The organism is Desulfomonile tiedjei DSM 6799 (assembly GCF_000266945.1).
Lineage (GTDB): Bacteria > Desulfobacterota > Desulfomonilia > Desulfomonilales > Desulfomonilaceae > Desulfomonile > Desulfomonile tiedjei.
Window position 1 is genome coordinate 1,469,888 of sequence record NC_018025.1, and the last position, 25,768, is coordinate 1,495,655.

The following is a 25,768-nucleotide window of genomic DNA, read 5'->3' on the forward strand; positions in this document are numbered from 1 at the left end:
CCTGTAAGTCCCCCTTCGTTCTAGATCATAGTCTGGCTGTTCACAAATTGTAATCGCTATTCATTTTTTTTCAGACCGGGCAGCCTTCAACCGCTCGATAACATCTTTGGAGCACGGTTTGCCTGATTTCTCAGCTTCGTCGCAGAGTTCTTCGACTGCTTCGATTTGCCCGAGATCCAGCAGCAATTGGGCCATGTTCTCGCGCAATCCGGGAAGATCGGGCTGAACTGTGTAGGCTTTCATAAATTCTTCCAGACTGGTTCGGGAATCTCCCTTACGAGCGTATGCAATGCCGAGCAACCGGTGTGCCTCAGGGCTCGAAGTAAGGGTCAAAGCCTTTGTGAGGAAACTGATAGCAGTATCGGTGTCTTCCTTTCCTTCCAGGAGAATTGCAGCTCGGTGAATATAGGGATTGGCGAAAAAACCATCCAATTCGGTAGCCTTATCAAATGCTGCAAGGGCCTGATCCGTCTCTCCGGCTCTGAATAGAGAAATCCCTAAATCGTTCCAGAGCACCGGGTCTGCTGGAGAAGCGTTCACCGATTCCCGCGAGAATTCCAAAGCTTCCTGGTACCTGCCTTCTTCCCTGAGCATCGCAGCCAACATGGTCCGGGCCCCCGGATGTTTGGGACTTACCTCAACGGTCCTCCTAAACATAAGACGGGCATTTTCTCGATCTCCCAGGGCATAGTAGGATCGAGCCATGTTCACGTACGCCACATCGAGCGACGGTGCAAGGTCGGCGGCCCGGCCGAAGTACTCCAGTGCTCGCGTGTAATCGCCTCGTTTCATCAACTCAGAGCCGTAATTGCAGTACGCGGCAGCAGAGGTCTTCGTGATCTTCAGAGTGGCCTCCCAGAGGGCAGCAGGGTCACGCCACAGGAATCCCTGCTTGAAGGACAAAAGAGCAAGCACGCACACCAGGGCGTAGAGCACTGCTGTAAGTCCCTCATTGAGCCACCTGCGATTCGCGAGGCGATTGAAAAGCTCCCGGGCACTCTGAGAGACCACGATGGCAAGCCCCACCATAGGCAGATACATGAAATGATCCGCAACAAAAGAATGCCCCATGTGGCCGAACGCGACCAGTCCCGACACGGGAAGGAGATTGATCAAAAAGAAGAACAGTCCGAAGAGAATGGTGGATTCAAATCTCCGTCGATAGTACACAACAGCCCCGGCGATCAAGACGAGCGCCACGAGCAAAGCGGAGAATTCCAGGACATGGTCGGCAACATTCCAACGGGGATAAACGAGCACCAGATCTACAGGGTAGAAAAATTTTGAAAGGTAAAACCAGATAGAGGCTGCAGCCAGCAACGGACGGTGTTCGAGATTCGGAACAACTCCGGGATAGGACACCTCAGTGGATATTACATAAATTCCCCACCCCACCGCACACGCGACCAGCAGTGCGAGAAGGTAATATCCTTTCCACGATCTTTGATTGGTGGTAACCATCCATGCGGCCATTACCACAGGAAGAGTCACTGCAGCCGGTTTTGAAAGGAGCCCCGCCAGAAAACAGACAATTACAGCCACCAGATATCGGTTCTTCTCGGAGGAGAGATATTTGATGAAACCGAGCAGCCCGCCGAGATAGAACATTGTGCAAAGCAGGTTCTTTCGTTCCGCAATCCATGCAACAGTACCCACCTGAATGGGATGCACGGCGAAAACAAGAGCACCAAAGAGCGCAGCTTTTCTTTTTGCTCCAAGCGTGATGAGGAGAAGAAAAACCAGGAGTGAATTCACCGCGTGGTACAGCACATTCATCAATTTGGATATCCAGGCCTGTGGTTGCGAGCTGTTTACCACAAGTGTCTGGTCGATCATGAGACTCAGAAAGTGCAGAGGAGAATAATAAGCAACGTTGGTGTACTTCAAATCGAAGTCCGTAATAATACACCAGGCTCTGTCAAACGCGGGTTTCCAAACTGCCTTTATGTGCTTGGGATCGTCCCAATTGGTGAAATCCTGATTGACGATCGGTAAGTAGACCGCAACGGCAATGATGACAATGAGAATCCCGGCTATAAGATATTCTTTGTCGATCCGGGATGGATCGGGAGCGACCGAACTGGGTTGATCCGACAGGTTCATACGAATGCGCTTTCAAAGCAGTAATATCCGGGGAACCTTTTTGTCAATGGATTATGCCCTTAGCCAGTTCCGAATTGAAAGCATCGGGCTTTATCGATTGTCATTACACGGTCTTGGTATTTCGGAGCGCAGTCCGCTGTAGGGGCAGGTCTCGTGCCTGCCCGTCTCGGTTGACCTGCACGGAGGCCGTTCGCTAACGGGCACCCACAAGGGATGCCCCTACCCGATCCGCATTGTCCCTAATCCACCGGTCCCGGAAAACTTGATTTCTAACAGACTCTCAGACTGAACTCAGGACACAATCCACTTGTAAAAACGGTTCAGGAAACACTTCTTGGAGAAGGGGTTCTCCTCCTCTTAATCCCGATTAAGAACCGGAACGTTAATACTCCATTTCTCTCGGCCTGCCTACTGAGCTTTGGGCTTGGATTCCGGAGCTTCCGGGGATTTCTGAGCATCTATAGGTTCAGTCGGTAAAACAGGATTCACTTTTTGTGCGTCCTTGGTTTCCTGGAGAATCGATTCTTTCACCACATCCGCTGGAGTAGCTTTTTTTTCTTCGTTTGGCTTTGTCGCTTTTGAGGGTCTGTCTTCTGCGCTGATGGAGCGGTTGAACAACTCGAATCCGCGTTCTCCGGTTTTCCTGTTCACGAAATCGAAAAAACAATCAGGGCCGGATTCTTTTATGTACAGAAACACGTCATTGTCTTTGACCCTCATCCTCATGGGGTCTTCCCACAGGAATTTTTGCGAATCGAAAAAGGATTTCTTGAGCGCTTGAATCTGTTCCTTTTCTGCAGGCTTGAGGTTGAAATGAATGAGAAAAAGCCTGTTCTTTTCCGTGAAATGGAATGCCAAATCGGAATAGTACGGATTCTCCGGGAGTGACCAGGTTATTTTTGTTCTGTCCTCCTGACCCAATTTTTCGCTGGAATGCGAACCGGAACCGGAAATTTTTTTGAGGAGGTCTTCCGAAGAAGATCCCATGTTCAACCCGACAATCTCTTTGGGCAGCGGCTCCACTTGAGCGAAACCGTGAGAGTTCACCACAATCGAGAGCACCACTGCGATGAATGCCAGGCAACAGATGCTCGTCAGGCTTTGAGAATGATTCCGAGACATTTTCCACTCCAACGAATTTAGGCTAAAATCCCACTCGACATGTACACTTCATGGGATCAGGGTCGTTTCAGTCGAAAATCCTTGTCGTCAGGATTTTCTGCTTTGGCCAATTCTTCCAGGGCTTCCACGAGATAAGGGCCCCGGAAATTCTCAGGAATTCGCTTTCCTTTGAAGAAAAGCTGTGGTGTGGAGTTGAGCTTGAGCTTTATGCCGAGCGCCACGTCCTCTTCAATCTTCTTTGCAGCCTGCGATTGAGGTTCCAGCAGTCTTTCGAATCGCGACGTATCGAATCCGAGTGTTTGTGCGAACTGGAGCCAGGGATTCTTGTTCAGCAACTTTTGACTCTCGAACAGCTTGTCTCCATAACTCCAGAAGCCTTTCGAGCCTGCCAAGAGAAACGCTGCATAGGCCGCGCGAGCCGCGGGGCAAGCCATAGGATGCAGATTGCCGAGAACGGAAGAATTGCACTCCGTGGACAAAGGAAAATTCTTGTATACGAGATTTATGACCCCCTGGTTCACGCTTACGATCTTTTTGAGATAACCTTCTGTACGGGCACAGATGGGGCACTGAAAATCGCTGAAAAAAATGAGATTGTGCGGGGCGGAGGGGGACCCGTACACTGGGTCGTTCGGCGAAACAGGAATTTCATATGACGGCGAACTTTTGAGCACTGCCGCTATAACCGCCGGATCGTTTGCAAGCTCCTCGTACTTTACATGCATGTCTTCTACGACCAGCATTTTCTCGAGGGCAGTGGCTACAGCGAATGAGAGCAGCGCCAACGCTATCCCCAAAGTGACGAAGTAAAAGCGCTCACCAGGAGTGGAGATTTCTTTGAGCAAGAAATTGTCTTTGTTCTTGATCGCCACGACCAGTACTACGGCCAAAGATGAAAAGTTGACAGCGTGAACTACAATGCACCACGTGCAAATGTAATCGACAACAAACATCATGATGTAAATGTAGTACCAACTGAAACCGATAGCCGCAAAGAAATAGATAGCCAGGAACGTCCATGCAATCTTTCTCATGCGTTCGTTCCACAGTCCGTTTAGGACAATCCATAGAACAAAGACGAATCCCATGAGCCCGAGTGCGGACGATGAAACGAAACCGAGTATGGTCGCGTAATCGTTCATCAAGATCGCATCGCAGTTGATGTTTCCCTGCGCTCGGCACAAAGCCGATTCAGGAACTCCTCCGGTATTGCTTACCAGGATGAGATGCCTGTACGTGAGAAAACCGGCTGCGAACGTGCCGATAAGAGCAAGAACCAACAAAATCAGGAATGGTCGGCGACCCGTAAAATACGGTCCGGCTGCGGGATTGTAATCGACAAGCATACTGGAGCGACGGCGAAACCATTCTGAAAGCCCGTTTCGCTGGGATGAGCTTATGTTTTCCATGTGATATCAACCTGGAATCTTTGTCTCGTCCGGCTACTGTAGTCAAAAACCCTTTCCCGGTCAAGAATAGCCTACGTAAGTGAGATCGGACGACTTTTCATCAGCAGTTTTATAAATGGAACCTGTCATACCATTTGGCAGCTATGCACATAAGATAGCGAAGGCTGGGGTGTTCCGAGCTGAGTGATTAGACGGCTTTGCGTCGTCTAGAGCGAAGGATACCTCCAGCCTCCCGGATTGTGAAAAGAAAAGCAAATCAGTATTAATATTACATGAGATGGACGAGAAGGAGGCTCAAGCCAGGATGAATGACAAACGAAACGAGAAGAAGCATGTCTGGGTGACGGATAAGGCAGGAAACGAGTATCTCTGCCCTATTGACGCTCTAAAAGATCCCAAGGATGCGACTCAGGATGAACTTGACAATTGTATTGATGTGGAGTCGCTCAAGCAGTACATAGACGTCTAGGGGGGCGGGTGTGCCCGGAAGACGGCTATTCGTAGCGCAATGCGTCTATAGGATGGAGTCGGGAAGCCTTGTAAGCCGGGTAAAAGCCGAAGAATACGCCGACTGCTCCGGAGAAGACCAGGGCCACAGTTATCGCCGGAGCGCTAATGAGCGCAGGCCAGCCCGTGGTTTTGGCGAAAACGAATGCCCCGCCTACGCCAAGCATTATTCCAATGAAGCCGCCTGCCATAGAGAGCACCACAGCTTCCACGAGAAACTGGGACAAAATGTCCCCGGATCTGGCTCCTACGGCCATGCGGATTCCTATTTCTCTCGTTCGTTCCGTGACGGAGACGAGCATTATGTTCATGATGCCGATTCCGCCTACGAGCAGAGAAATAGCCGCAATCGCTCCGAGAAGCGTTGTCATGATGTTCAAGCTCTTCTTTGCTGTATCCAGTATTTCTGTCAGATTACGGACGGTAAAATCCTTTTCCTGATTGCGGCCGATCTTGTGACGGCGCGTGAGCAGCTCGTCAATTTGTTTTTCCGCGTCCGGAATGAATGCTATCTCTTTCGCTTGAACCAGGATTGCCGTTACTTCGTCCGGAAAAGGGGTGCCGAAAAGCCTGTACTGCGCTGTGCGCAGGGGAACGAATATGGCATCGTCCTGATCGTCCCCACGAGGAGACTGCCCCTTTTTCTCCAGCACTCCGACAACCGTGAAAGGAACATTTTTGATGCGTACTACTTTTCCCAGAGGGTAAGTGTCGGTTCCCATGAGGTTTTCCACTACGGTTTTGCCCAGAACTGCAACCTTTGCGGCCCGGGCTTCCTCTTCTTGCGAGAACAAGCGGCCGTAGTCGATCTTCCACTCACGAACGGGAAAGTAATCTTTTGTGGTACCCGTAACGCGGGTTCGCCAGTTCCGATTTCCGTACACGACTTGAGTCACTTCACCCCACACGGGAGCAGCATACCTGACTGCGGATAGCTCTTTTACTATAGCGTCAGCATCCGATGACTTGAGCGTATGAACAGACCCCGATCCGAGTCTGGCGCCTCCAGACACCGATGCCCCCGGAACAACAAGAATGAGATTGCTCCCGATGGATCGGATTTGTTCTCCGATCATCTCACGGGCACCCGCGCCGACGGCAACCATGACGATAACTGCGGCAACTCCGATCACGATGCCTAGCATAGTGAGCAGAGACCGCATGAGGTTCACGCGCAGTGCGCCCACAGCAATTTGTAGTCCGTCAAAAGGGCTTATCATGGGGAACTGATCGAACAGATCAACGAGATTCCTTTCTGGCGAGCACTCGGGAGATGTTCCGATTCTCTCCCGCATCCGGCTCGTGAACCAGTATATCAAATCCTGAAAAATATTGAACAAGCTCGTCAGGCTGAATCAGGTAATCCTTGTTGAATCCGGGTCGTACGCTCACATGCCTGGTGTTGTACGTTGCATAGAATAATAGTCCGTTATCTTTGAGCGCCGCAACAATACTCGGCATGAGATCGCGGGAGAAGAAGTAGAACACAATGATGAGATCGTAATTTTGAAGAGGTAAGGAAAAGTAATCGAGATCGGCAACTATGGGTTGAATCGCAAGATTGCGTAAGACTGCTTCTCTGTGAAGCTTCAAAAGCGCCTGATGACTGATGTCAACAGCGTGCACTGTGTAGCTGCATTCGGCCAGGAATATCGAATTTCCCCCCAACCCGCAGGCAAGATCCAGAGCCAACCCGGTTCTTAGAATCGATGCATGGGTGACAAGAAATTCGTCGGGAGCATTAATGTGATGCTCCCGTTCGTACCGACGGTTCCATTTTTCCTGATCGGATTTCAAAGCAAACATCACCGTTTCGAGAGGCGTCTGACATCTATTCGCTTTTATAATCAGTGCCAAGAATTCTGTCGTTTATCCCGCGTTTGAATGACAGGATATTGGTAGGGACCGGCGTTCCTGCCGGTCCATTCTATCGATATCATTGATCATATTGAAGATGTGCCGGCACGGAGGCCGGCACCTACCAACACACCCATCCTCAATCGGACATTAATTTTGGCAATGACTTAATGAACCAATCTTGGCCGGCACGGAGGCACGGCCACTACCGGCTGATGGCAGGGTCCGGCGTCCGGCCGGACCTCTGGGGTCTATCAAATTTAGTGGCGAAATGGTACGAGATGCTCTTTCGCTCATTCGAGGTTAAACATGCTTGATGATATTAGCATCCATCGGTGAAGTGCCACCAACCTGAATATAGGTCAGTGGCCCCCTTATTCGACAAGATTGACGCTTCTTCCACGTGAAGCGGCAATCAGGCTCCATCGAGCGACGGCTTTTCCTTTTCTATGTACCACGATTTCGGGTCTGTAAGAAACAGCTTCAGATCTTCCAGAGATGCGAAATGCGTGTGCTCTTCCGCAATCATCTTCTTTATGAACTCGATTTCAAGGGGGTCGGATGCTTTCTTGAGTTCATCCTCATAAAATAGAATCGAACCCTGCTCCATCTGAATTCCGATTTCGACTACATCGAGATCCCCTTTGGCAGCTCGAGCTTCGGGTCCAAGCAATCGAATGCGGTCCTGCATAAGATTTCTAAGATTTTCGTTGGTTCCCTTCAATGCTTTCCAGTCTTCAGTCCAGGGATTGCCGGCTTGAAGAGATTCGCTGATTTGGCGTATGCGCTTGATATGTATTTCTTCTTCGATGACCAGAGTACTGAATAATTCTTTCCCCGGTGCCACGGAACACTTTTCCGCAGCTTCCCTGTAAAAATTCCGGCCCTGTTCTTCCTTTTCCAGAGCAGCAGCCAACATTCGCTCAGGCCGTCCCGCCTCTCCTGCCATGCGGATCCTCCTTTGGTCCTTTATTGCTCGACAATTGCCGAGGGGCATACAGAGATACAATCAATTGCTCAGAAAAACTGCTATTCAGCGCCTTGAGTCGTAGGCATAGTGAATACACGAGTGCCGAGCTCGCGATCTATCATAAACAATCCGCTACCCTGGCCGCCGGCAAGCTTGAGCTGATTCACCACAGCATCGGCAGATGCTTCCTCCTCGACCTGCTCGTTGACAAACCACTGGAGAAAAGCATTGGAAGCGTGATCCTTTTCCTGGATCGCCATGTCCACCAGACCGTTTATTAACGCGGTAACCTTCTGTTCGTGCTTGTAAGCTTCTTCAAAAGCCGCCTGAGGAGAGTCCCAGGTAGTTGGCGGTCCGTCGATTCCGGCCAGTTGTACCCGGCCTCCACGCTCGTTCACGAAAGTAAAGAACTTCATTGCGTGGACTACTTCTTCCTGGGCCTGACACTCCATCCAGTTGGAAAATCCGTTGAGATTAAGAGATTTGAAATACGCCGCCATGGACAGATAGAGATAGGAAGAATACAATTCCGCGTTGATCTGCTTATTAAACGCCTCCTCGATTTTGCCGTTGATCATTGTGTTTGCCTCCTGACTGTATTTTATCGACTCGAGACCATAATTGCGAGCCGCGCACTTCTCTCATGCGAGTAATTGTACAACTAAACATCAAGTGACATCTCGGCAAGTGCGTTCGGTAAACAATCTTCAGGACGCGTTTTGTTGCCGATTTCTATAAATCATATAATAAATCATCGGAACTACAATAAGCGTAAAAATTGTGGAAGCAAAAACACCGAAAATAAACGACCACGCGAGTCCGGAGAATACCGGATCGAGCGTTATTATCCACGATCCGAAAATTGCCGCACCTGCAGTCAAAAGAATAGGAGTGAACCGTACGGACCCGGATTCCACAATCGCCTGTTTCAGATCTTCACCTGCAGCAACACGCATATGGATGAAATCAATAAGAATAATGGAATTCCTTACCACTATTCCGGCGAGCGCAATCATCCCTATCATTCCTGTTGCAGTGAAGAAGATCGCGTCCCGGTACTGTCCGATATCGTGAGCCATAAGCATGTTCAGGAGCGCAAAACCCGGCATGATGCCGATCATGGTCAGGGGAATGGCAACCATAATAACCAGAGGAACCGTGAACGATTCCGTCTGCTGGACCAGTAGTATGTAAATCAGAATCAACGCTCCGAGAAACGCAAGCCCCAAATCCCGGAACACCTCCAGAGTGATTTTCCATTCGCCTTCACCTGCCCAGTTCAGCCGAAATCCCGACGAAAGCGGTTTCTCTTCACTGGCGGAGGTAAGCTGAAGTATCGCATCCACAGGGCTGCGACCGGCGGTTTCTCCAGTGACAAAAACCACTCGCTCCATGTTCTTTCGGTAAATGGTTTTGTCCGCAATTGTGGATTTCAGCTCGCCCAATTCATGGAACGGCACCATGCTTCCATCCGGAGCCTTTACTCTGATAGGGCCCATATCTTCAGGACGCGAACGGAGGGATCTGGGAAGCCTCAGGTTTACTTCCAGAGGGGTACGTTCCGTGTCGGTGTGCAGAATTGTGGGGGAGTCACCTCCCAGGAATACCTTTGCAGACCGGGCCACATCCTCTACGGTAATGCCATGCAGACCGGCTTTTACTCGATCCACAACGAAATTGTACTGGACCTGATCGGCTTCAACCGAATCGTCCACATCCACCACCTGTGGGGTGGATTCCATCAATTTACGCACCCTTGCAGCTTCTTTGATCAAATCCTGGTATGAGGCGGTCGGGGGGCCATAGACTTCCGCCACAATGGTAGAGAATACCGGGGGGCCGGGAGGCACTTCGACGATCTTGATGTTTGCGCCGTTCTGTTGCGCTATCTTCTCAATATCCGGCCGAATGCGCAATACGATTGCATGGCTTTGTTCCTGGCGCTCGTGTTTGTCCAGGAGATTGACTCGCACATCCGCGACGTTGCTGCCCTGCCTGAAGTAGTATTGTCTGACCATGCCATTGAAATCGATGGGCGATCCGGTCCCCACGTACGAAGCAACATCCCGGACCTCATTTACGGTTGTGAGGTAACGCTCCACATCCCGGGCGACCTTGTCAGTATCTTCGAGAGTTGTCCCTTCGGGCATATCGATGAGAATAAGGAATTCGTTTTTATTATCAAAGGGCAGCATTTTCACAGGAACCAGCTTCACTACAACGAGCAGCATGGAAAAAACGAGAGCTGCTACAACTCCGCCCAGAAACAGAAGGCTTTTTTTCCGATTCTCCAATAATGGTACAAGCATGCGGCTGTACGTCCGGTAGATCCACCCTGTCTTGAAATCATACGGCTTATCCGGCTTGTCGTATTCATGTTTCAGGGCATGGTACGTAGTCCAGGGAGTAACGGTAAACGCTATTACCAGAGACATGATCATAGCAATGGGCACATTCAGCGCCATGGGCCGCATATACGGGCCCATCATGCCGGTAATGAAGAAGAGCGGTATGAATGAAGCTATGACCGCGAGTGTGGCCAGGATGGTAGGCGGCCTTACCTCGTCTACGGCAAGTAGGGTCGCGTCCAGCGGTGGATGGGTTTTCAATTTGAAATGACGATGAATGTTCTCGACATCCACAATCGGGTCGTCCACCAGGAGCCCCAGGGACAAGATAAGCGCAAACAAGGTGACACGGTTGATGGAGTACCCGACCAGGAGATTCGCCAGGAGCGTCACCGCGAGCGTCATGGGAACCGCAAGGGCCACAATCATGGACTCTCTCCAGCCGAGCATGACCGTCAGCAACGCTATTATGCTGATTACCGCAATTCCCAGATGCTTCACGAGCTCGTCTACTTTTTCGTCAGCAGTCTTTCCATAATCACGGGTGATGAGCACCTGCATGTCCGAAGGAATCACGGTTGCTTTTAACTCTTGAATTTTCCTGATGAGCCCTTCCGAGATCTGTACGGCATTGGTTCCCTTCCGTTTTGAAACCGCAATGGTGACCTGGTTATAGGGGCCGGCCTGCCGACCTGCCGCGGTACCTGCCGTTTCACGGTCCCGTTCGGCACCGGGGCCGAAGGCGAGACGTGTATAGCCTTGTACCTCTTGCGGGCCGTCCACAACGGTTGCCACATCTCGCAGGTACACAGCCTTGCCTTCATTGACCGTAAGAACCACATCCATCACATCGTCGGCACTCTTCAGGAAAGGCCCGGCATCCACCAGTATTTCCCGGTTGAGCACATCCATGGAACCCGCTCGGAGATTCACGTTTGCAGCTTTTAGCGCACGCTCCATTTCCAGGACGGAAACCTGACGGGTAGCCATTTTTTCAGGGTCAAGCAGCACTTTCACCTGTCGTTTGCGCCCTCCGAGCACATACGCGCGACCGGTATCAGGGATATTTTGCAGCCGATGCACCAGCTCGTCCGCCACCCTGCGCAGTTCATAATCGGAATATACCTTGCTGTACAGGGCAAATGTCACAATAGGAACGTCATCGATCTCGATCGGGCGGACCACCCAACCGGTAACCCCCGGAGGAACCTGATCCACGTACGACATGATTTTGCTGTGAGTCTTGAGAATGCTGTTTTCTCTATTCTCGCCCACATAGAAGCGTACCGTCACCACCGCAGATCCCGGCATGGATCGCGAATATACGTATTCCACTCCGTCGATTTCCCAGAGCTTGCGTTCCAGATTAATCGTCACCAGATTTTCTATTTCCGCGGGTGAAGCGCCGGGGAAGTTGATCATAATGTCAATGACCGGCACTACGATCTGGGGCTCTTCTTCCCTGGGGGTGAGAATCAGCGCCGCAACTCCGGCGAGAATCGATGCAATAATGAATATGATTGGGAGCTTGGAGGTGAGAAACGCCTCGACTATCCGCCCTGTGAACCCGAGATGATACTTGTCGGAAAGACTCATTATTCCGTCTCTCGAATGAATATTCCCTCATAGAACGGAAGAATTGACGGACACACTAGCACCGGGTTTGACCGCGGTCAACCGAACTTAGCGCCATTGGGGTATTCATTTAGTTGTAAGTAGAGGAGGTTTCTGCAGCCCCATAGGGGCTACACAACAGTAGCCGTGGGTGCAAACCCACGGAAGCGATACAGGAAGTCCTTTGTCTTGAAACCCTGGAGGGGGTCGACCAACGACATTTGAGCATTGTCGTCTATTGGTCGACCCTTTCAGGGTCGCTCAATTAGGACTGGGGGCGTGCCGCTGTCCACGGGTTGACGAAACTGTCTCAAAACTCCATTTTGGGCTCGCGATTTGCCAAGAGATGTACTAGAAAGGAGAGGAATTCAACAACCACGAGGCTGTCATGGGCAAACAGATCCGGGCCGATTACGAACAGATCTTGATGTTTCCGCCGTCAGTGGAAGACTGGGTGGCTAAGGATCACCCGGCGCGCTTTATCCGAGATTTCGTGGATTCCTTGGATCTGTCCGAGTTGGGAATCGAGGTTCCCGACAGCGATACAGGACGTCCTCCGTATGCGCCAGATCTTCTGTTGAAGGTGTGGCTTTTCGGATACTTCAATCGGATCAGGAGTACCCGTAAGCTTGAGAAGGGTTGCCTTGAGAATATGGGGCTGATTTGGCTGACGGGGATGAATGCTCCGGATCATAATTCCTTATGGCGATTCTTCAAGGCGAACAAGAAATCATTGAGGCATCTGTTCAGACAGTCGATTCGTGTTGCTCTGAAGGCCGATCTGATCGGTCTAGCTCTTCATGCCGTGGACGGGACCAAGATCCAAGCCGTCTCATCCAACGACAAGGCTCGGGGTCGTGAGCACCTGGAGAGGTTTCTGGAAAGTGTTTCGGAGAGATTGGACCGCACGATTGCCGATGCGATGACTGAGATAGAGAGAGCCGAGCGGGAAGAGACCGGTGAGTATCGCCTTCCGCAGTCCATGCAAGACGGATTGAAACGGAAACAGCGGATACAAGAGGCTCTGAAGGAGTTGGATGAATCGGACAAGAAGTCAGTTCACCCTTCGGAACCGGAAGCTCGCTTTATGAAGAATCGCCGGACCAAAGACTTGTCGTACAACGCTCAGGCGGTTGCCGACCAAAAGAGCGGCCTTATCGTGGCCGCAGATGTGGTCACGGATGGGGCCGACAACGGGCAATTGGTCCCCATGCTCGACAAGGTGAAAGAGAATCTGGGCGCTGTGGCAGAGGAAAATGTGGCGGACGGGGGATATTTTTCCTCAGGGCAGATAGGTCTGGCCCATGAGCGAGAATACGGCATTCTTATCGGGAAATCGTCAGGGGAAATTGTTTCCGAGAGAGGTGCGGATGAGGATCTCTATCACCGATCCCGGTTCGTCTTTGATCAGGAGCGTGATTGCTTCATATGCCCTGAAGGGCGCTTGTTGCCTTTTCATCAGCGGAAAATTAACGGCAAGAACCACAATGAGGTTCGCAGGTATCACTGCAAGGATTTTCTAACGTGTCCCAATCGCTGGAAATGCTCCAAGAGCAAGAACGGACGCCTCATAGACCTCAGCGTTTACGAGGCGGCCCTAGAACGACACCGCAGCAAGAGGGAAAAACCAGAGAACAAAGAGCGCCTGAAGACTCGAAAGAAGATTATCGAGCCACCGTTTGCCTGGATCAAGAGCGCATTAAGCTTTCGGCGATGGACCGTGGCCGGAATCGACAACGTAAAGGCCCAGTGGGACCTTATTTGCACGACCATAAATCTCAGGAAGCTCTACCACCATTGGGTATCCGGCGAGGTGGCATTCACGTAAGCAGCCGGAGGGAGACCATGACCTTATAACGGACAGTACACTCGGATCGAACCTCGCCTGATCTTCACTTGACGGGACTGCTTTTTTCCCAGAAGCAGGTCCTCCCGTCCGGCTTGCGTGATTCGCCGCAGTGCGCAGGTTTTGAGACGCTTTCTGACACCCATGGCTATTATCGGGCCGCCCTTGCAGGGCCGTGCCCGCTCATTAGTGAAAGGTTGCCCCGTTAAGTATGCACTCAGTCTTGCGGGGAAGACAACTCTTATGGACTGGCATTTGCGAGGAGCAGAACGACAAAGCAATCTCCATGAATATGAGATTACCACGCTTTTCCCTCAATGACATATCTTTCACCGGCCCCTCTCCGCGCGTGATTGAAGAGATACACCATCGATTCGTACCAGTCTTTCGATCCATCGTATCAATAACACAGTCTTCGTTTGTGTGGAAAAAATGGCTCGACAGGAAGAGGCTTTTGGGATTATGTTAATGAGGATACAGGGTTGGGGGCGCTTTTTTTCCAGCCCGAAATAACATCGGACTTGACATTAAACCAGTTTTTCTGGTAACGAGAATATCTTCGTGAAGAAGGTCGGCACAACCTGGAAGCTCGTCGGTGACTCGCTCCAGCTCGGTGCGTCGATTGTCTTCGCGATCTTTATCGGAGCCGGCCTGGGTTATTGGCTGGACGGTAAATTCGGAACATTTCCATATTTGAGTATAATCTTCTTTTGTTTCGGAATTGCGGCTGCCGCCCGCAATGTCTGGATTGAAGTGCGAAAGCAGCTTCGGTCCGACAGAGATACAGATCGTACATGAACCTTGAAAGAATCCCTGGAATCTGGTTTTTGCTTTCCGGTGCGGTGTACGTCGTGGGGCTCCCCTTATGTTTTGCATTTGCCCCTCGAGAATTCGCCATCGGATTTGCCGCAGGTGGAGCGCTTGTGCTGCTGAATGCCTGGGTTTCTGCAAGAAGAATCAAGAAAGCCGATTTCCCTAACAGAGGCCGTGTCACAGCATCGTTATTGGGTGGCTTTTACGTGCGGCTCATCATGCTCGGAATTTGTTTGTACGCGTTTATTGCTTACGTTCACGTCGATCCCGTAGGTCTGGTGACCGGCTTGTCGGTAGTGCCTGCCGGCCTGTTGTTTATGCTGGTCCTTATCTACGTAGCGAATAGAAGACCAGAGGAGGTCTAATCCATGGCAGATATCCATCCACCCGTGTTGACGGACGTCATCTCCAATCCTGCGTACCATTCCATGGAGCCGTTCTGGCACCAGTGGGGCGTAACTCACGCGGATTTGAATAATGTCCTCAATACCTGGCTCGTCATGGGAATTCTCATTGTCGCAGCCCTCATGGTGAAGAACAAACTGGAGACTGTCCCGAGGGGATCGCAGAACTTCTGGGAGGTGGTGATCTCAACCCTTGAGGACGTTGTGACCCAGACCATGGGACCCCATGGCCGGGCATATTTTCCGCTGATTGCGTCATTGGCATTGTTCATTCTTTCCTGCAACCTCATTGGTATCCTGCCCTGGTTCCAGTCAGCCACCAATAACCTGAATACGACACTGGCGCTCGCGTTGGTGGCATTCGTGACTACCCATGCAGTGGGGATAAAAGAACATGGAGCCAAGTATTACCATCACTTTCTCGGGCCGGTACCATGGTTGATTCCTCTGATGCTGCCGATCGAGTTGATCGGGCACTTCAGCCGCATACTCTCTCTCAGCTTTCGTCTTTTCGGAAACATAATGGGAGAGGATTTGGCCATTATCATTCTTACACTTCTGGTGCCGTACCTGGTACCGCTGCCCATGATGTTCCTGCAAGTGTTTACCTCTTTTATTCAGACATTGGTATTCATCATGCTGACCATGATGTATATCGTCGGTTCGTTGGAAGAGGCTCACTGATATCAGACACAAGGAGGTTTTGATCTATGAAGAGAACTGTTGTTACCGCATTGATGATTCTGGGAATTATGCTGATCGCCAGCGTTGCCTTTGCACAGGATGCAGGCAAAGCCGCAATCATTCAGTACACCGTATTGGCAGCAGGTCTGGCCATCGGACTTGGCGCAATCGGAAGTGGTATCGGTATGGGAACCGCAATCGGTGGAGCCTGCGAGGGAACCTCACGGAATCCGGAAGCCGGCGGCCGCATTCTGACCACCATGATCATCGGTCTGGCCATGATCGAGTCTCTGACCATTTACGCATTGGTCATAGCACTCATTCTTATGTTCGGTAATCCTTACGTGAAATAACTTGCTTCTTAGAGGAGCCTCTTTCGGGGCTCCTCTCCCCATTCAATTCCCTCTCCTAATTCGTTGACATTGAATTCGTTTCTGATACCATCCCGCTCGGCGATCTAGAGGTAATGGTTCCATTAGAGGCTTGGAAACACGGAGCCGGGAAAATCCATGTACAAAGGATGACTCGTGAAGTTTTCGGATATAATTCGTGAAAATACCCCCAAGATATTGGATGAACCACAGGAAAAAGACACGTCCCGGAGAACAGCGGCCATGGAATACGGTTCCTCTGGCACAGCGCGTAAATACGAAAGCAATTATGGATACGCCAAATCTGCTGTGACCGACGCCCAGGACGAGGTGTCGTATTATGCTGGTGCGTCGGATGATTCTGAATTTTCGCGTTTCCAGGATCGCTTGAGGCGAGGCAAAGTGAAAATATGCGACGGGTGCGGCGGATTGATGAATAAGACCTCCAGGAGTATTCTTTCGCCTCTGGCAGGATTCGTGCTCGTCTTGTTGGGAGTGGGACTGATGACATTCTACGGCATCACTACAAACTTTCTTCAGCCGCCGTGGTTCATAAAATTTGCACTCCCTGCCAGCTACTACGTGGGATCCATATTCATCGGAGTCGGAATTCTCTTCTTTTTCATCAGAGAAAAAGTGTGGGTCTGCCACAGGTGCAAAGAAATCCGGAAGAGATAAGACTGAAATAGGCGCTAAGACCAGGGCATCCACGTTCAACCTTCTTGTCGGGCGGTGTCCCCGTCCTCCCGCGTTGATGGAAATGTGCACGTACAGCATAGATCAAACATTGAGCGATCAGATCAATGGCAACATTTGACGGAATTGCTGAATGGGCGGTTCCGATGCTATTCGTGAAGGCAGGATCACACCTGCGCTTGCGGCCAAATTTGGGCAATCACGCCTCCTCAATTTCAAGAATGCCGGATCGGCATTCTGAGACAGTCTCCACAGGTGCGCCCCTACCCAATTAATAGGAATGAAAAAATGAGGTTCGCTGCGCTCACCACTTCTACGCGGGTTATCAACCGGTAATGAATCAGCGATCCATTGACTTCTGTTTCTGCGCCCTGGAAGGGCGGCCCAATAGTAGCCACGGGTGTAACCCGTGGACAGCGCCATGTCCATGAACATGGTTCAACGACCCTGAAAGGGTCGACCAACAGGCAATGATTCCCAAATGTCATTGGTGGACCCTTTCAGGGTCCTGAAGACAAAGGATTTGCCGTATCGCTTCCGTGGGTTTGCACCCACGGCTACTGTTGGGTAGCCCCTTCGGGGCTGAAGAAACCTCCCCCATGCGTAACTGGGTATTTTTTTCGTCATCCCGTACTTGAAATTCCGTACAAAAGCAGGTAAGGTATTTTTTTTCACCACTCCTTGCCCCCCGAGTGGGGCTTGATACCCGAAAGGAGCGCCGATGAGACGCTACGAAACTATCGCCGTCCTGGACCCTGATCTCCACGACGACGACGTCAAAACATTCACCGAAAAGTACTCGCAGCTCATTATGACTCAGGGCGGGGAAGTCATCAAAGTCGAGGATTGGGGCACCAAGAAACTTGCGTACCTGGTGCGCAAGAGAGACAAAGGGCACTACATTCTCTTCGATTACGTCGGAAATCCTGCACTCATTTTCGAGATGGAACGGCAGTTGAAGATTGCAGAAGACGTCATGAAATACCTCAGCGTTAAACTGGACGATGAGGTCGATCTTGAAGCCTTCAAGCAGCAGGCAAAGCCTGAAGAAGCCGCTCCTGAAGAAGCTCCTGCCGCAGAAACCGCTGCGCCTGTTGAAGCCGTTGCAGCCCCCGCAGCTGAGGCGCCAGTGGAAGCAGCCCCCGCAGAAGAAACCGAAGAGCCGAAAGCCGTAGAAGAAGCGGCAACAGAAAGAAAGGAGAGCGAAAATGAGTAAGCCTCCTAAAAGAAGAAGCTTTCCCCGTAGCAAAGTCTGTCGGTTCTGCGCGGATTCTTCTTTGAAGATGGACTACAAGGAACCGAATATTTTACGTGTATTCATCACCGAGCGCGGGAAGATCATTCCCCGGAGGATCTCCGGAAATTGTGCAAAACACCAGAGACAGCTTACGACAGCCATCAAAAGGGCTCGTAATATAGCCTTGCTGCCTTTTACAGTGCCCAGGCGATAACTGAATTACGGAGGACACTATGGAAGTCATACTTCTTGAACATCTGGATGATTTGGGGACTGTCGGGCAGACGGTTAAAGTAAAAGACGGATATGCTCGCAATTATCTGCTCCCGAGAAAGCTTGCATGTCTCGCAACGCCGCAAAATCTGAATCTCTATCGGACGATCATCGAGGCGAAACAGAAGAAACTCGCTAAAGCGAAATCTGCGGCGGATGCCCAGGCCGAGCAGATTTCCATTATCGTGCTCGAATTCGTGCGAAAATCCCGGGGACAGGATGGCCGGCTCTTTGGATCGGTCACCAATGCGGATGTTGCTGCAGAACTTCAGAAACTCGGCTATGAACTGGACAAGAAACGGATATCCCTGTCCGAACCCGTAAAGAAAACCGGCGAATATAAAGCTTCCATACGACTGCACCCGGAGGTGACTGCTCAGGTGACGATAATCGTCAAGTCAGAGGAAGAATCGGAGAATGTCGCCGGAAAATAACAATACGATCAGAGTCCCCCCACAATTCCTTGAAGGCGAACGGGCTATTCTGGGGGGATTGCTGATTGATAACGACGCGATCCCGAAAGTACTTACGGTGCTTTCCCCGGATGATTTCTATCGCGAAGCTCACCGCATCGTCTTCAAAGCCATTACCGAACTTTTCAATAGAAGCGAACCTGTCGACTGGCTTACCCTGACTGCCGTGCTCAAGGAAACCGGACAGATGGAGACCGTTGGTGGTCCCGAGTTTCTGACAGAGCTCATCGATGCGGTTCCCAGTGCCGCGAACATTCTCCATTACACGAGAGTTGTCAAAGACAAGTCCATCCTGAGACAGTTGATTTCCGCATCCACCGAAGTAGTGACCCGCTGTTTCGAAGAGCATGCGAGTATCGACGAGTTCTTGGACGAAGCGGAACAGACTATCTTCAAGGTAGGTGAAAGCAGGATTCAAGCAGGTTTTGTCCACATTCAGGATCTCATGAAGGGGAGCTTCGAGACCATCGAACGACTCTACGAACGCAAAGAGAACATTACGGGAGTCGGTTCGGGATTCAAGGATTTGGACGCGCTTACTGCGGGCTTTCAACCCTCCGACCTGGTTATCATCGCCGGCAGACCATCCATGGGGAAGACGTCTTTTGCGCTGAACGTCGGCATGCATGCCGCGATGGAACTGGGTGTTCCTACAGCAGTTTTTTCTCTGGAAATGAGCAAGGAGCAGATCGCTCTTCGTATTCTCTGTGCAAGGGCCAAAGTTAACCTGAAAACCCTGAGGACAGGGTTCCTGACGTCCGATGACTGGGGAAGGCTGACTCTCGCTGTCGGGAATATTTCGGAAGCACCTTTTTACGTCGATGACACTCCGGCAATTAACACTCTGGAAATCCGAGCCAAAGCACGTCGTTTGAAAAAGGAACGCGGCCTCGGACTGGTCATTGTGGATTACTTGCAGCTCATGCGGAGTGCAGTGCGGTCGGATTCACGAGAAAAAGAGATTTCCGATATTTCCAGGTCTTTGAAGGCGTTGGCGAAAGAAATTTCCGTGCCGGTCATAGCATTGTCTCAGTTGAACAGGAAAGTCGAAGATCGCCCTAACAAACGACCGCAACTCGCGGATCTCCGTGAATCCGGCGCCATAGAGCAGGATGCGGACGTAATCGTGTTCATCTATCGCGATGAAGTGTACAACAAGAGTCCTGAGAATCCGAAAAAAGGCGAAGCTGAGATTATCATAGGGAAACAGCGAAACGGCCCCATTGGCACGGTAACAGCGTACTTCGACGCAAAGTTCTCTACCTTCCGGCCCTACACGTCCAGGGACGATATGCCCACTGACGATTCCGCTGTGCTCTCCAATATTTAGCTACAGAGCGATTGCCAAAAATTCTGACGTTTATCCCACGCTCCGACACACGATAGTGTCTCAAAATTCATGAATCTATCAAATCGTGCTACGATTCGATATCTTTGTAGAGGCAGGTCTTGTGCCTGCCCTTGCTTAGGGCGGACACTAGGCCCTCTCCTGCAATCAAGCCGGTAAGACGATACGAAATTCGTGCCACGATCTGGGATATTTTTTAAGACAACCTCTCTCTGCTGCTCCATCATATTGATATCATGTGTTATATTGAAGATGTGTCGGCACGGAGGCACGGCACCCACCGCTTTTCGAGAAACGCTTTTCGCAATCGGACAAGAATTCTGATATTTGCTATATGAGCCGGTAGCGGGTCCAATTCTCGCGCGTCCCCTGACTCGGGGCACGGACCTGTAATGACAGGTCCGTGGGGTTTTACGTATGATCTGGGGCGTTAGTGCTTGTTTATGGCGGGAGAAGGGTTTTCTATTTTCTACTCGTTCCGGTACTTTCTTGTCAGTTCGCGGATATCCTTTTCCGTGAACTCCATTCCGTGTTCCTCCATAAGCTCGTTTTCGACTTTGATCAGTTCTTCCAATCTGATGTCTGCACCGAAGACTCCGATCATCTTTTCTTTTTTGTCACGGATGAGGGCGGACACAGTGATACACAATGCTCCGGTGATTCGTGAAGTAAACGGCCCGACAACATGAATTTTCCCATCCTTGACCGGTTTGATAAACCAGGGGCGATCGGAAAAATCTTCTTTGTCTTTGAATTCCATGTACTTCGCACGTTCTGTTATGTCGGTGATATTTTCCGTGATCTTCTTTCCTTCCATATCCGCGACATAGCAGTACTGGATGAAGGGATAGCGCTTCAGGAAGTGCATCATTGCAGTTTCCATAGTCTTGGATACTCCCGACTGCATCTCCGCAGTCTCGACGAAGCGCTCCACGATTTTGAAGGCCATTTCCCTCCCGATCAGTTTCATGCGATCCCAATCGGAGATAAATAGTTCAGGCAAGTACCGCTTGACCAGAGCCATCATCTCCTTATCGGACATTGCTGTCACCCGGCCCTTGTCGTACTGCTCGATAATAATGTCATAAATTTTCGAGATTGCGGGATGGCTCTTGTCAACCCTCTCCTCACTCTCTATCTTGCTGTTCACCCAATGGGCTATTCCAGCGAGCCCTGATTTGTCGGTAATGTTTACGACAGGCGGTCTGCCCAAAATCTTGGTCGTGTCGAATATGTTGTAAATCTCCTCATTCTTGAGCACGCCATCGGCATGCACACCGGCACTGGTCGCATTGAACGCTTTTCCGAGGAGCGGGTAATTATCGGGTATCGGATGACCCAGTTCCTTTTGGAAGTACTCTGCCATTTCCGTAATGGCGAGAGTGTCCAATCCATCGGACATGCCTCTTAACGACATGTACTCGATCATCAGTGCCTCGAGAGGGGTGTTGCCCGTTCGCTCGCCAATACCGAGAAGAGTGCCGTTTACGGACGAGCATCCATAGAGCCACGCGAACACCGCGTTGACGAGCCCTTTGTGGAAATCGTTGTGTCCGTGCCATTCCAGAAGGTCTTCCGGGACGTTGGCATCATCGATAAAAGCGCGAATCAACTTGGGCACGCTCCGCGGCAGAGCGGCTCCGGGATACGTCACCCCGAATCCCATGGTGTCGCACAAACGAATTCTTATGTCAGTCCCTGACTGCTCTCTGATTTCCATGAGCTTCTGGGCCAACGGGACACAGAACCCGTAAATGTCGGCCCTGGTGACATCCTCGAAATGGCATCGCGGCACGATCCCTTTTTCCAGAGTAGCCCGGACCATGTCCGTGTACTTGTCGAAAGCCTTTTTCCGGTCAAGCCCCATCTTGAGAAAGATGTGATAGTCGGAAACAGAAGTAAGAATGCCAGTCTCCGTCAATCCCACGGCACGCACGTTGGTCAAGTCTTTTTTCTGAGCCCGAATCCAACCGGTGATCATAGGGTACTGATAGTTCTTTGCCTGGCATCGCTCCACCGCTTCTCTGTCCTTCTTGGTATAAAGAAAGAACTCCGATTGACGGATAATTCCTCTTGGACCGGACATCCTGTGCAGAAAATCGAATAACCTGGAAATTTGCTCCACGGAAAACGGAGGTCTCGCCTGTTGACCGTCCCTGAAGGTCGTGTCGGTCATCAAGAAATTTCGAGCAGGATTGATGGGGTTCATTGCGAAATCGAAGTCTACCTTCGGAACCTCACTGTACGGAAAAATGTTCCGCAAAAGGTTCGGCTTATCAACCTCCCGCAGGGACCTCTCCTTATTGAACTTGTTGAACTCGTGATATAAGACTCCTTTTTTTGGGTCCCAAGTGGCCATAGCGGGTCTCCTTCTACACTATTTTTTTGCCGGTACTTTTATGCCCAATTCTTTGAGCTGTTCCGGAGCCACAGGAGCCGGTGCTCCTGTAAGCGGACAGGTTGCTCGTTGTGTTTTCGGAAATGCGATTACCTCTCGAATTGACTCCGCTCCCGTAAGAATTGCAATAATCCGATCCACACCAAAAGCTATCCCACCATGGGGAGGCGCTCCGTAACGCAAGGCTTCGAGAAAGAAGCCGAATTTCTCCTGAGCTTCTTCGGGATCAATGCCCAATGCCGAGAAAACCCTTTCCTGAACATCGCTTCGATAGATTCTCATGCTCCCGCCGCCGATCTCGGAGCCGTTGAGAACGAGATCGTACGCCCGTGCCCGAACCTTTCCCGGGTCGGATTCCAGGAGATCGAGATCCTCTTCCCATGGAGAAGTGAACGGGTGATGCATTGCTTGATATCGGCCAGCCTCTTCATCATACTCGAACATGGGAAATTCCGTTACCCAGAGAAACTTATGCTCGTTTGCCGGAATTTCGCCCAATTTGGCAGCCAGATGATTCCGCAGATTCCCAAGCACGTCATTGACCACTTTGAAGGAGTCTGCCCCAAACAGTATGACGTCACCGGGAACCGCCTCAACCCGCTGGTTTATCAAATCGCGTTCGCTTGAAGATAAGAATTTGGCAATGGGAGACTGCCATTCCCCACCTTCTTTGATTCGCGCGTACGCGACGCCCTTTCCACCGTACACTGCAGCAAAATCGCGCAGGTCGTCCAGATCCTTTCGGGAAAGGCGCTCGCCTCGGTCCACTTTCAAAGCTTTTACTATGCCGCCGTTTTGGAGCGCTGTTTTAAACACTCCGAATTCGGTTGAAGTGACTATGTCGCCAATATCAGTGAGTTCCATACCAAAACGAATATCAGGCTTATCCGAACCGAACCGACTCATTGCCTGTTCATACGTTAAAGCAGGGAAGGGCAAGGTGAGAGGTATTCCGAGCACCTCACGAAAGATTTTTTCCATCATGCGTTCCATGATGTCGAAGAGACGCTCCTCTTCAATAAAGGAAGTTTCAATGTCCAGTTGCGTGAACTCCGGCTGGCGATCTGCACGGAGATCTTCATCCCGGAAACACCTGACTATTTGATAGTATCGTTCAAATCCTCCTACCATGAGGATCTGCTTAAAAATCTGCGGAGACTGCGGCAATGCATAGAAGCTCCCCGGAGAAATCCTGCTTGGCACGAGATAATCCCGCGCTCCTTCCGGTGTGCTGACCGTAAGAAAAGGAGTCTCTATTTCGATAAAATCTTCGCTGTTCAAGAAACTGCGCAAAAGCGAGACGACTCGATGCCGTACCAGCAGATTATCCCTCACTCCGCCGAGTCTCCTCATATCGAGGTAGCGATACTTGTAACGGACCGCATCCGTCGGGGGAATATCGTCATCCAGGGGGAAAGGAGGCGGTTCCGACTTGTTCAATATCTTTAATTCTTGCACAAAGACTTCCAGCTTGCCCGTGGGAAGATCGGGATTGATCGACTCCTCGGGACGAATCCGAACGATTCCCCTGGCCGCGATCACCCACTCAGGTCTCACTGCATGAGCCGCAGCATGCGATTCCTCTGAAAATTCAGGATTGAACACCAGTTGCAGAAGTCCCTTGCGATCCCGCAGGTCCACAAATATGACACCGCCATGATCCCGACGCCTCAGGATCCAGCCCATGACCATGATTTCAGAATCAACATCATTTTCTGAAACATCGGTCGAAAGATGCGTACGTTCCCATCCATCAAGGGTGTCAGGTTTCACAGTTTCCCTCCTTGCACATACGATGTTATTGCATTGATGGGAACCGTCGCCTGTTCTTTCGTGTTCATATCTCTTACCGTCACTTCCTGACGTGTCAGTTCGTCGTCCCCAATCATGATTACCTTCTTGGCGTTTAACTTATCCGCAACCTTCATCTGCGATTTGAGGCTCATACCGCTGTAGCGCATTTCCACCGTATAGCCCTTATTTCGCAGCTCGTTCGTAATACGGGCTCCTAATTCGCGGGTATTGTCTCCCAATGCTGCTACATACAGATCGACGGAACGCGAAAAACGCGGATCCTCGTCGGAAATGCCCATTGCCAGTCTTTCGAGGCCTATGGCAAACCCTATTCCCGAAGCATCCGGTCCGCCCAGTTCTTTTACCAGTGTGTCATAACGCCCGCCGCCACCGACGGCTTTTGTGCGGCCGAGTTCCTCATGGACAATCTCAAAGGCCGTGCGCGTGTAGTAATCGAGTCCTCGAACCATCCTTGGTTCCACGCGATGGGGTATGGCGAGTTCTTTCAGGATGTCCTGAACCTTGAGGAAATGCAACCTGCACGAGTCATCGAGGCTGTCAACGATCAGCGGCGCGTCCTTGACTATTTCCGTGCATCGCTGGACCTTGCAGTCCAGGATTCTCATCGGGTTTACATGATAACGTCGCGCACAATCCGGACAAAGCTCTTCCAGGTGCGGGCTAAGAAAGCTCCGAAGCTTTTCGCGGAAAGCACTTCTGCATTCTCTGCATCCAACGGAGTTGACTTCTATTATGAGCCCGGAAGCCCCAATGTCAGCCATGATTGCATAAGCTGCGGAGATCGCTTCCGCATCCGTGAATGGCGTGTCATCTCCGAGGATTTCCGCGTTTATCTGATAGAACTGACGAAATCTTCCCTTTGACGGTCGTTCCCTCCGAAACATCGGCCCTATGGTATAGACTTTCAGAACCGGGTCCTTTTTCAGGAGAGAATGTTCCACCACTGCCCTGAGCATACCAGCGGTGGCCTCAGGTCTCAAACTAAGGGAATCTCCGCCGCGGTCCTCGAAAGTGTACATCTCTTTTTCGACAATGTCTGTGACCTCACCTATTCCGCGCACGAACAGCTCGGTCTTTTCCATAATCGGAGTGATCATCTCGCGAAACCCGAACCGTTCCAGAACGGCTTGGGCAGTGCGGATAATGAATGCCCACTTGGGGGTTTCATCCGGCAGTATATCGTGAAATCCTTTGATAAGCCTGATCATGAATGCTTCCTCATCGAGAGCCGGTTTAGTAAAGCCGACAGCAAGCAAATTCTTTATATTAGAGATAATGGATTTCCCGGTCAAGCTCGAATCACGCAGAATGACGATGTCGGCTACCCACGCCAAGTTTCGATTGGTTCACGCGAGTTCGTGTAGCCCGCGTAGGGATGCGGTAAATGAAAATGAACCACATCTGTTACGAAACCGACCGCTGACTCGACCGATGCGGTTCGCTTCCGCTCACCAGCATCCTACGCGGGACTCTTATTTCG

General features: G+C 50.9%; 22 protein-coding genes. 11 read left to right on the forward strand and 11 right to left on the reverse strand.

The window, feature by feature from the left end; translation table 11 throughout:
• Positions 1–60: 60 nt before the first annotated feature.
• The 3 genes from DESTI_RS06195 to DESTI_RS06205 all read right to left on the reverse strand — a co-directional run bounded on the left by DESTI_RS06195 (position 61) and on the right by DESTI_RS06205 (position 4,634).
• Positions 61–2,103, reverse strand: a complete 2,043-nt coding sequence (locus tag DESTI_RS06195; RefSeq protein ID WP_014809103.1) for a tetratricopeptide repeat protein — start codon at positions 2,101–2,103, stop codon at positions 61–63.
• 408 nt (positions 2,104–2,511) lie between these two features.
• Positions 2,512–3,225 carry a hypothetical protein gene (locus DESTI_RS06200; protein WP_014809104.1) on the reverse strand — a complete coding sequence of 238 codons (714 nt, stop codon included), beginning with the start codon at positions 3,223–3,225 and terminating at the stop codon, positions 2,512–2,514.
• 56 nt (positions 3,226–3,281) lie between these two features.
• Positions 3,282–4,634: a vitamin K epoxide reductase family protein gene (locus DESTI_RS06205; protein ID WP_014809105.1), complete on the reverse strand. Its 1,353-nt coding sequence runs from the start codon at positions 4,632–4,634 to the stop codon at positions 3,282–3,284.
• Positions 4,635–4,938: 304 nt separating this feature from the next.
• Between DESTI_RS06205 and DESTI_RS31055 the strand changes: the two genes are divergently transcribed.
• Entirely contained in the window at positions 4,939–5,103 is a 165-nt protein-coding gene (locus DESTI_RS31055; protein WP_014809106.1) for a hypothetical protein, read from the forward strand.
• A 25-nt stretch (positions 5,104–5,128) separates the two neighbouring features.
• On the opposite strand, the gene DESTI_RS06215 is transcribed toward DESTI_RS31055, so the two are convergent.
• From DESTI_RS06215 to DESTI_RS06235, 5 genes are all read right to left on the reverse strand, one after another.
• Complete coding sequence (locus tag DESTI_RS06215) at positions 5,129–6,361, reverse strand: ABC transporter permease (RefSeq protein ID WP_041286012.1); 1,233 nt, start codon at positions 6,359–6,361, stop codon at positions 5,129–5,131.
• 19 nt (positions 6,362–6,380) lie between these two features.
• Positions 6,381–6,998, reverse strand: coding sequence for a class I SAM-dependent methyltransferase (locus DESTI_RS06220; protein ID WP_014809108.1), 618 nt, complete (start codon positions 6,996–6,998; stop codon positions 6,381–6,383).
• A gap of 415 nt (positions 6,999–7,413) precedes the next feature.
• A complete protein-coding gene (locus DESTI_RS06225) occupies positions 7,414–7,947 on the reverse strand; it encodes a ferritin family protein (RefSeq protein ID WP_014809109.1) in 534 nt (177 codons plus the stop codon).
• Positions 7,948–8,027: 80 nt separating this feature from the next.
• Positions 8,028–8,546: a ferritin gene (locus DESTI_RS06230; RefSeq protein ID WP_014809110.1), complete on the reverse strand. Its 519-nt coding sequence runs from the start codon at positions 8,544–8,546 to the stop codon at positions 8,028–8,030.
• Between the two features lie 129 nt (positions 8,547–8,675).
• Positions 8,676–11,912 (reverse strand): efflux RND transporter permease subunit, encoded by a 3,237-nt coding sequence (locus DESTI_RS06235; protein ID WP_014809111.1) that lies wholly within the window; start codon positions 11,910–11,912, stop codon positions 8,676–8,678.
• A 406-nt stretch (positions 11,913–12,318) separates the two neighbouring features.
• Here DESTI_RS06235 and DESTI_RS06240 point away from each other — a divergent pair, with 406 nt between their 5' ends.
• From DESTI_RS06240 to dnaB, 10 genes are all read left to right on the forward strand, one after another.
• On the forward strand, positions 12,319–13,758 hold the full coding sequence (locus tag DESTI_RS06240; protein WP_014808019.1) for an IS1182 family transposase: 1,440 nt from the start codon (positions 12,319–12,321) through the stop codon (positions 13,756–13,758).
• A 579-nt stretch (positions 13,759–14,337) separates the two neighbouring features.
• Complete coding sequence (locus tag DESTI_RS06245; protein WP_014809112.1) at positions 14,338–14,574, forward strand: AtpZ/AtpI family protein; 237 nt, start codon at positions 14,338–14,340, stop codon at positions 14,572–14,574.
• Positions 14,571–14,954: an ATP synthase subunit I gene (locus tag DESTI_RS06250; RefSeq protein ID WP_014809113.1), complete on the forward strand. Its 384-nt coding sequence runs from the start codon at positions 14,571–14,573 to the stop codon at positions 14,952–14,954. The genes DESTI_RS06245 and DESTI_RS06250 overlap by 4 nt, the downstream gene beginning before the upstream one ends.
• A 63-nt stretch (positions 14,955–15,017) precedes the next feature.
• Complete coding sequence (gene atpB / locus DESTI_RS06255; RefSeq protein WP_041286837.1) at positions 15,018–15,677, forward strand: F0F1 ATP synthase subunit A; 660 nt, start codon at positions 15,018–15,020, stop codon at positions 15,675–15,677.
• Between the two features lie 26 nt (positions 15,678–15,703).
• Positions 15,704–16,030 (forward strand): ATP synthase F0 subunit C, encoded by a 327-nt coding sequence (gene atpE / locus DESTI_RS06260; protein WP_014809115.1) that lies wholly within the window; start codon positions 15,704–15,706, stop codon positions 16,028–16,030.
• A 174-nt stretch (positions 16,031–16,204) separates the two neighbouring features.
• Complete coding sequence (locus DESTI_RS06265) at positions 16,205–16,726, forward strand: Asp23/Gls24 family envelope stress response protein (protein WP_014809116.1); 522 nt, start codon at positions 16,205–16,207, stop codon at positions 16,724–16,726.
• Positions 16,727–17,465: 739 nt separating this feature from the next.
• Positions 17,466–17,960: a 30S ribosomal protein S6 gene (gene rpsF / locus DESTI_RS28510; protein ID WP_014809118.1), complete on the forward strand. Its 495-nt coding sequence runs from the start codon at positions 17,466–17,468 to the stop codon at positions 17,958–17,960.
• Positions 17,953–18,195, forward strand: a complete 243-nt coding sequence (gene rpsR / locus DESTI_RS06275; protein WP_014809119.1) for a 30S ribosomal protein S18 — start codon at positions 17,953–17,955, stop codon at positions 18,193–18,195. The genes rpsF and rpsR overlap by 8 nt, the downstream gene beginning before the upstream one ends.
• A 19-nt stretch (positions 18,196–18,214) precedes the next feature.
• Entirely contained in the window at positions 18,215–18,688 is a 474-nt protein-coding gene (gene rplI / locus DESTI_RS06280) for a 50S ribosomal protein L9 (RefSeq protein WP_014809120.1), read from the forward strand.
• On the forward strand, positions 18,672–20,057 hold the full coding sequence (dnaB, locus tag DESTI_RS06285) for a replicative DNA helicase (RefSeq protein WP_014809121.1): 1,386 nt from the start codon (positions 18,672–18,674) through the stop codon (positions 20,055–20,057). Before rplI ends, dnaB begins: the two co-directional genes overlap by 17 nt.
• Before the next feature lie 487 nt (positions 20,058–20,544).
• On the opposite strand, the gene DESTI_RS06290 is transcribed toward dnaB, so the two are convergent.
• Genes DESTI_RS06290 through hisS form a run of 3 tightly spaced genes read right to left on the reverse strand, consistent with a single transcriptional unit; the run spans position 20,545 to position 25,496 of the window.
• Entirely contained in the window at positions 20,545–22,434 is a 1,890-nt protein-coding gene (locus DESTI_RS06290) for a triose-phosphate isomerase (RefSeq protein ID WP_014809122.1), read from the reverse strand.
• A gap of 18 nt (positions 22,435–22,452) precedes the next feature.
• The gene (aspS, locus tag DESTI_RS06295; protein WP_014809123.1) at positions 22,453–24,246 is read right to left on the reverse strand and encodes an aspartate--tRNA ligase; all 1,794 of its coding nucleotides are present in this window, start codon (positions 24,244–24,246) and stop codon (positions 22,453–22,455) included.
• Positions 24,243–25,496 (reverse strand): histidine--tRNA ligase, encoded by a 1,254-nt coding sequence (hisS, locus tag DESTI_RS06300; RefSeq protein WP_014809124.1) that lies wholly within the window; start codon positions 25,494–25,496, stop codon positions 24,243–24,245. Before hisS ends, aspS begins: the two co-directional genes overlap by 4 nt.
• Between the last annotated feature and the right edge of the window lie 272 nt (positions 25,497–25,768).

Excerpts from the sequence above, each read along its gene's own strand:
- atpB (WP_041286837.1), top strand. The coding sequence starts at position 15,018 with ATGGAGCCGTTCTGGCACCAGTGGGGCGTAACTCACGCGGATTTGAAT.
- DESTI_RS06200 (WP_014809104.1), bottom strand. The coding sequence starts at position 3,225 with ATGTCTCGGAATCATTCTCAAAGCCTGACGAGCATCTGTTGCCTGGCA.
- dnaB (WP_014809121.1), top strand. The coding sequence starts at position 18,672 with ATGTCGCCGGAAAATAACAATACGATCAGAGTCCCCCCACAATTCCTT.
- DESTI_RS06250 (WP_014809113.1), top strand. The coding sequence starts at position 14,571 with ATGAACCTTGAAAGAATCCCTGGAATCTGGTTTTTGCTTTCCGGTGCG.
- rplI (WP_014809120.1), top strand. The coding sequence starts at position 18,215 with ATGGAAGTCATACTTCTTGAACATCTGGATGATTTGGGGACTGTCGGG.
- DESTI_RS06205 (WP_014809105.1), bottom strand. The coding sequence starts at position 4,634 with ATGGAAAACATAAGCTCATCCCAGCGAAACGGGCTTTCAGAATGGTTT.
- DESTI_RS06290 (WP_014809122.1), bottom strand. The coding sequence starts at position 22,434 with ATGGCCACTTGGGACCCAAAAAAAGGAGTCTTATATCACGAGTTCAAC.
- rpsR (WP_014809119.1), top strand. The coding sequence starts at position 17,953 with ATGAGTAAGCCTCCTAAAAGAAGAAGCTTTCCCCGTAGCAAAGTCTGT.
- hisS (WP_014809124.1), bottom strand. The coding sequence starts at position 25,496 with ATGATCAGGCTTATCAAAGGATTTCACGATATACTGCCGGATGAAACC.
- DESTI_RS06215 (WP_041286012.1), bottom strand. The coding sequence starts at position 6,361 with ATGATAAGCCCTTTTGACGGACTACAAATTGCTGTGGGCGCACTGCGC.
- DESTI_RS31055 (WP_014809106.1), top strand. The coding sequence starts at position 4,939 with ATGAATGACAAACGAAACGAGAAGAAGCATGTCTGGGTGACGGATAAG.
- DESTI_RS06230 (WP_014809110.1), bottom strand. The coding sequence starts at position 8,546 with ATGATCAACGGCAAAATCGAGGAGGCGTTTAATAAGCAGATCAACGCG.
- DESTI_RS06240 (WP_014808019.1), top strand. The coding sequence starts at position 12,319 with ATGGGCAAACAGATCCGGGCCGATTACGAACAGATCTTGATGTTTCCG.
- DESTI_RS06235 (WP_014809111.1), bottom strand. The coding sequence starts at position 11,912 with ATGAGTCTTTCCGACAAGTATCATCTCGGGTTCACAGGGCGGATAGTC.
- rpsF (WP_014809118.1), top strand. The coding sequence starts at position 17,466 with ATGAGACGCTACGAAACTATCGCCGTCCTGGACCCTGATCTCCACGAC.
- DESTI_RS06195 (WP_014809103.1), bottom strand. The coding sequence starts at position 2,103 with ATGAACCTGTCGGATCAACCCAGTTCGGTCGCTCCCGATCCATCCCGG.
- atpE (WP_014809115.1), top strand. The coding sequence starts at position 15,704 with ATGAAGAGAACTGTTGTTACCGCATTGATGATTCTGGGAATTATGCTG.
- DESTI_RS06225 (WP_014809109.1), bottom strand. The coding sequence starts at position 7,947 with ATGGCAGGAGAGGCGGGACGGCCTGAGCGAATGTTGGCTGCTGCTCTG.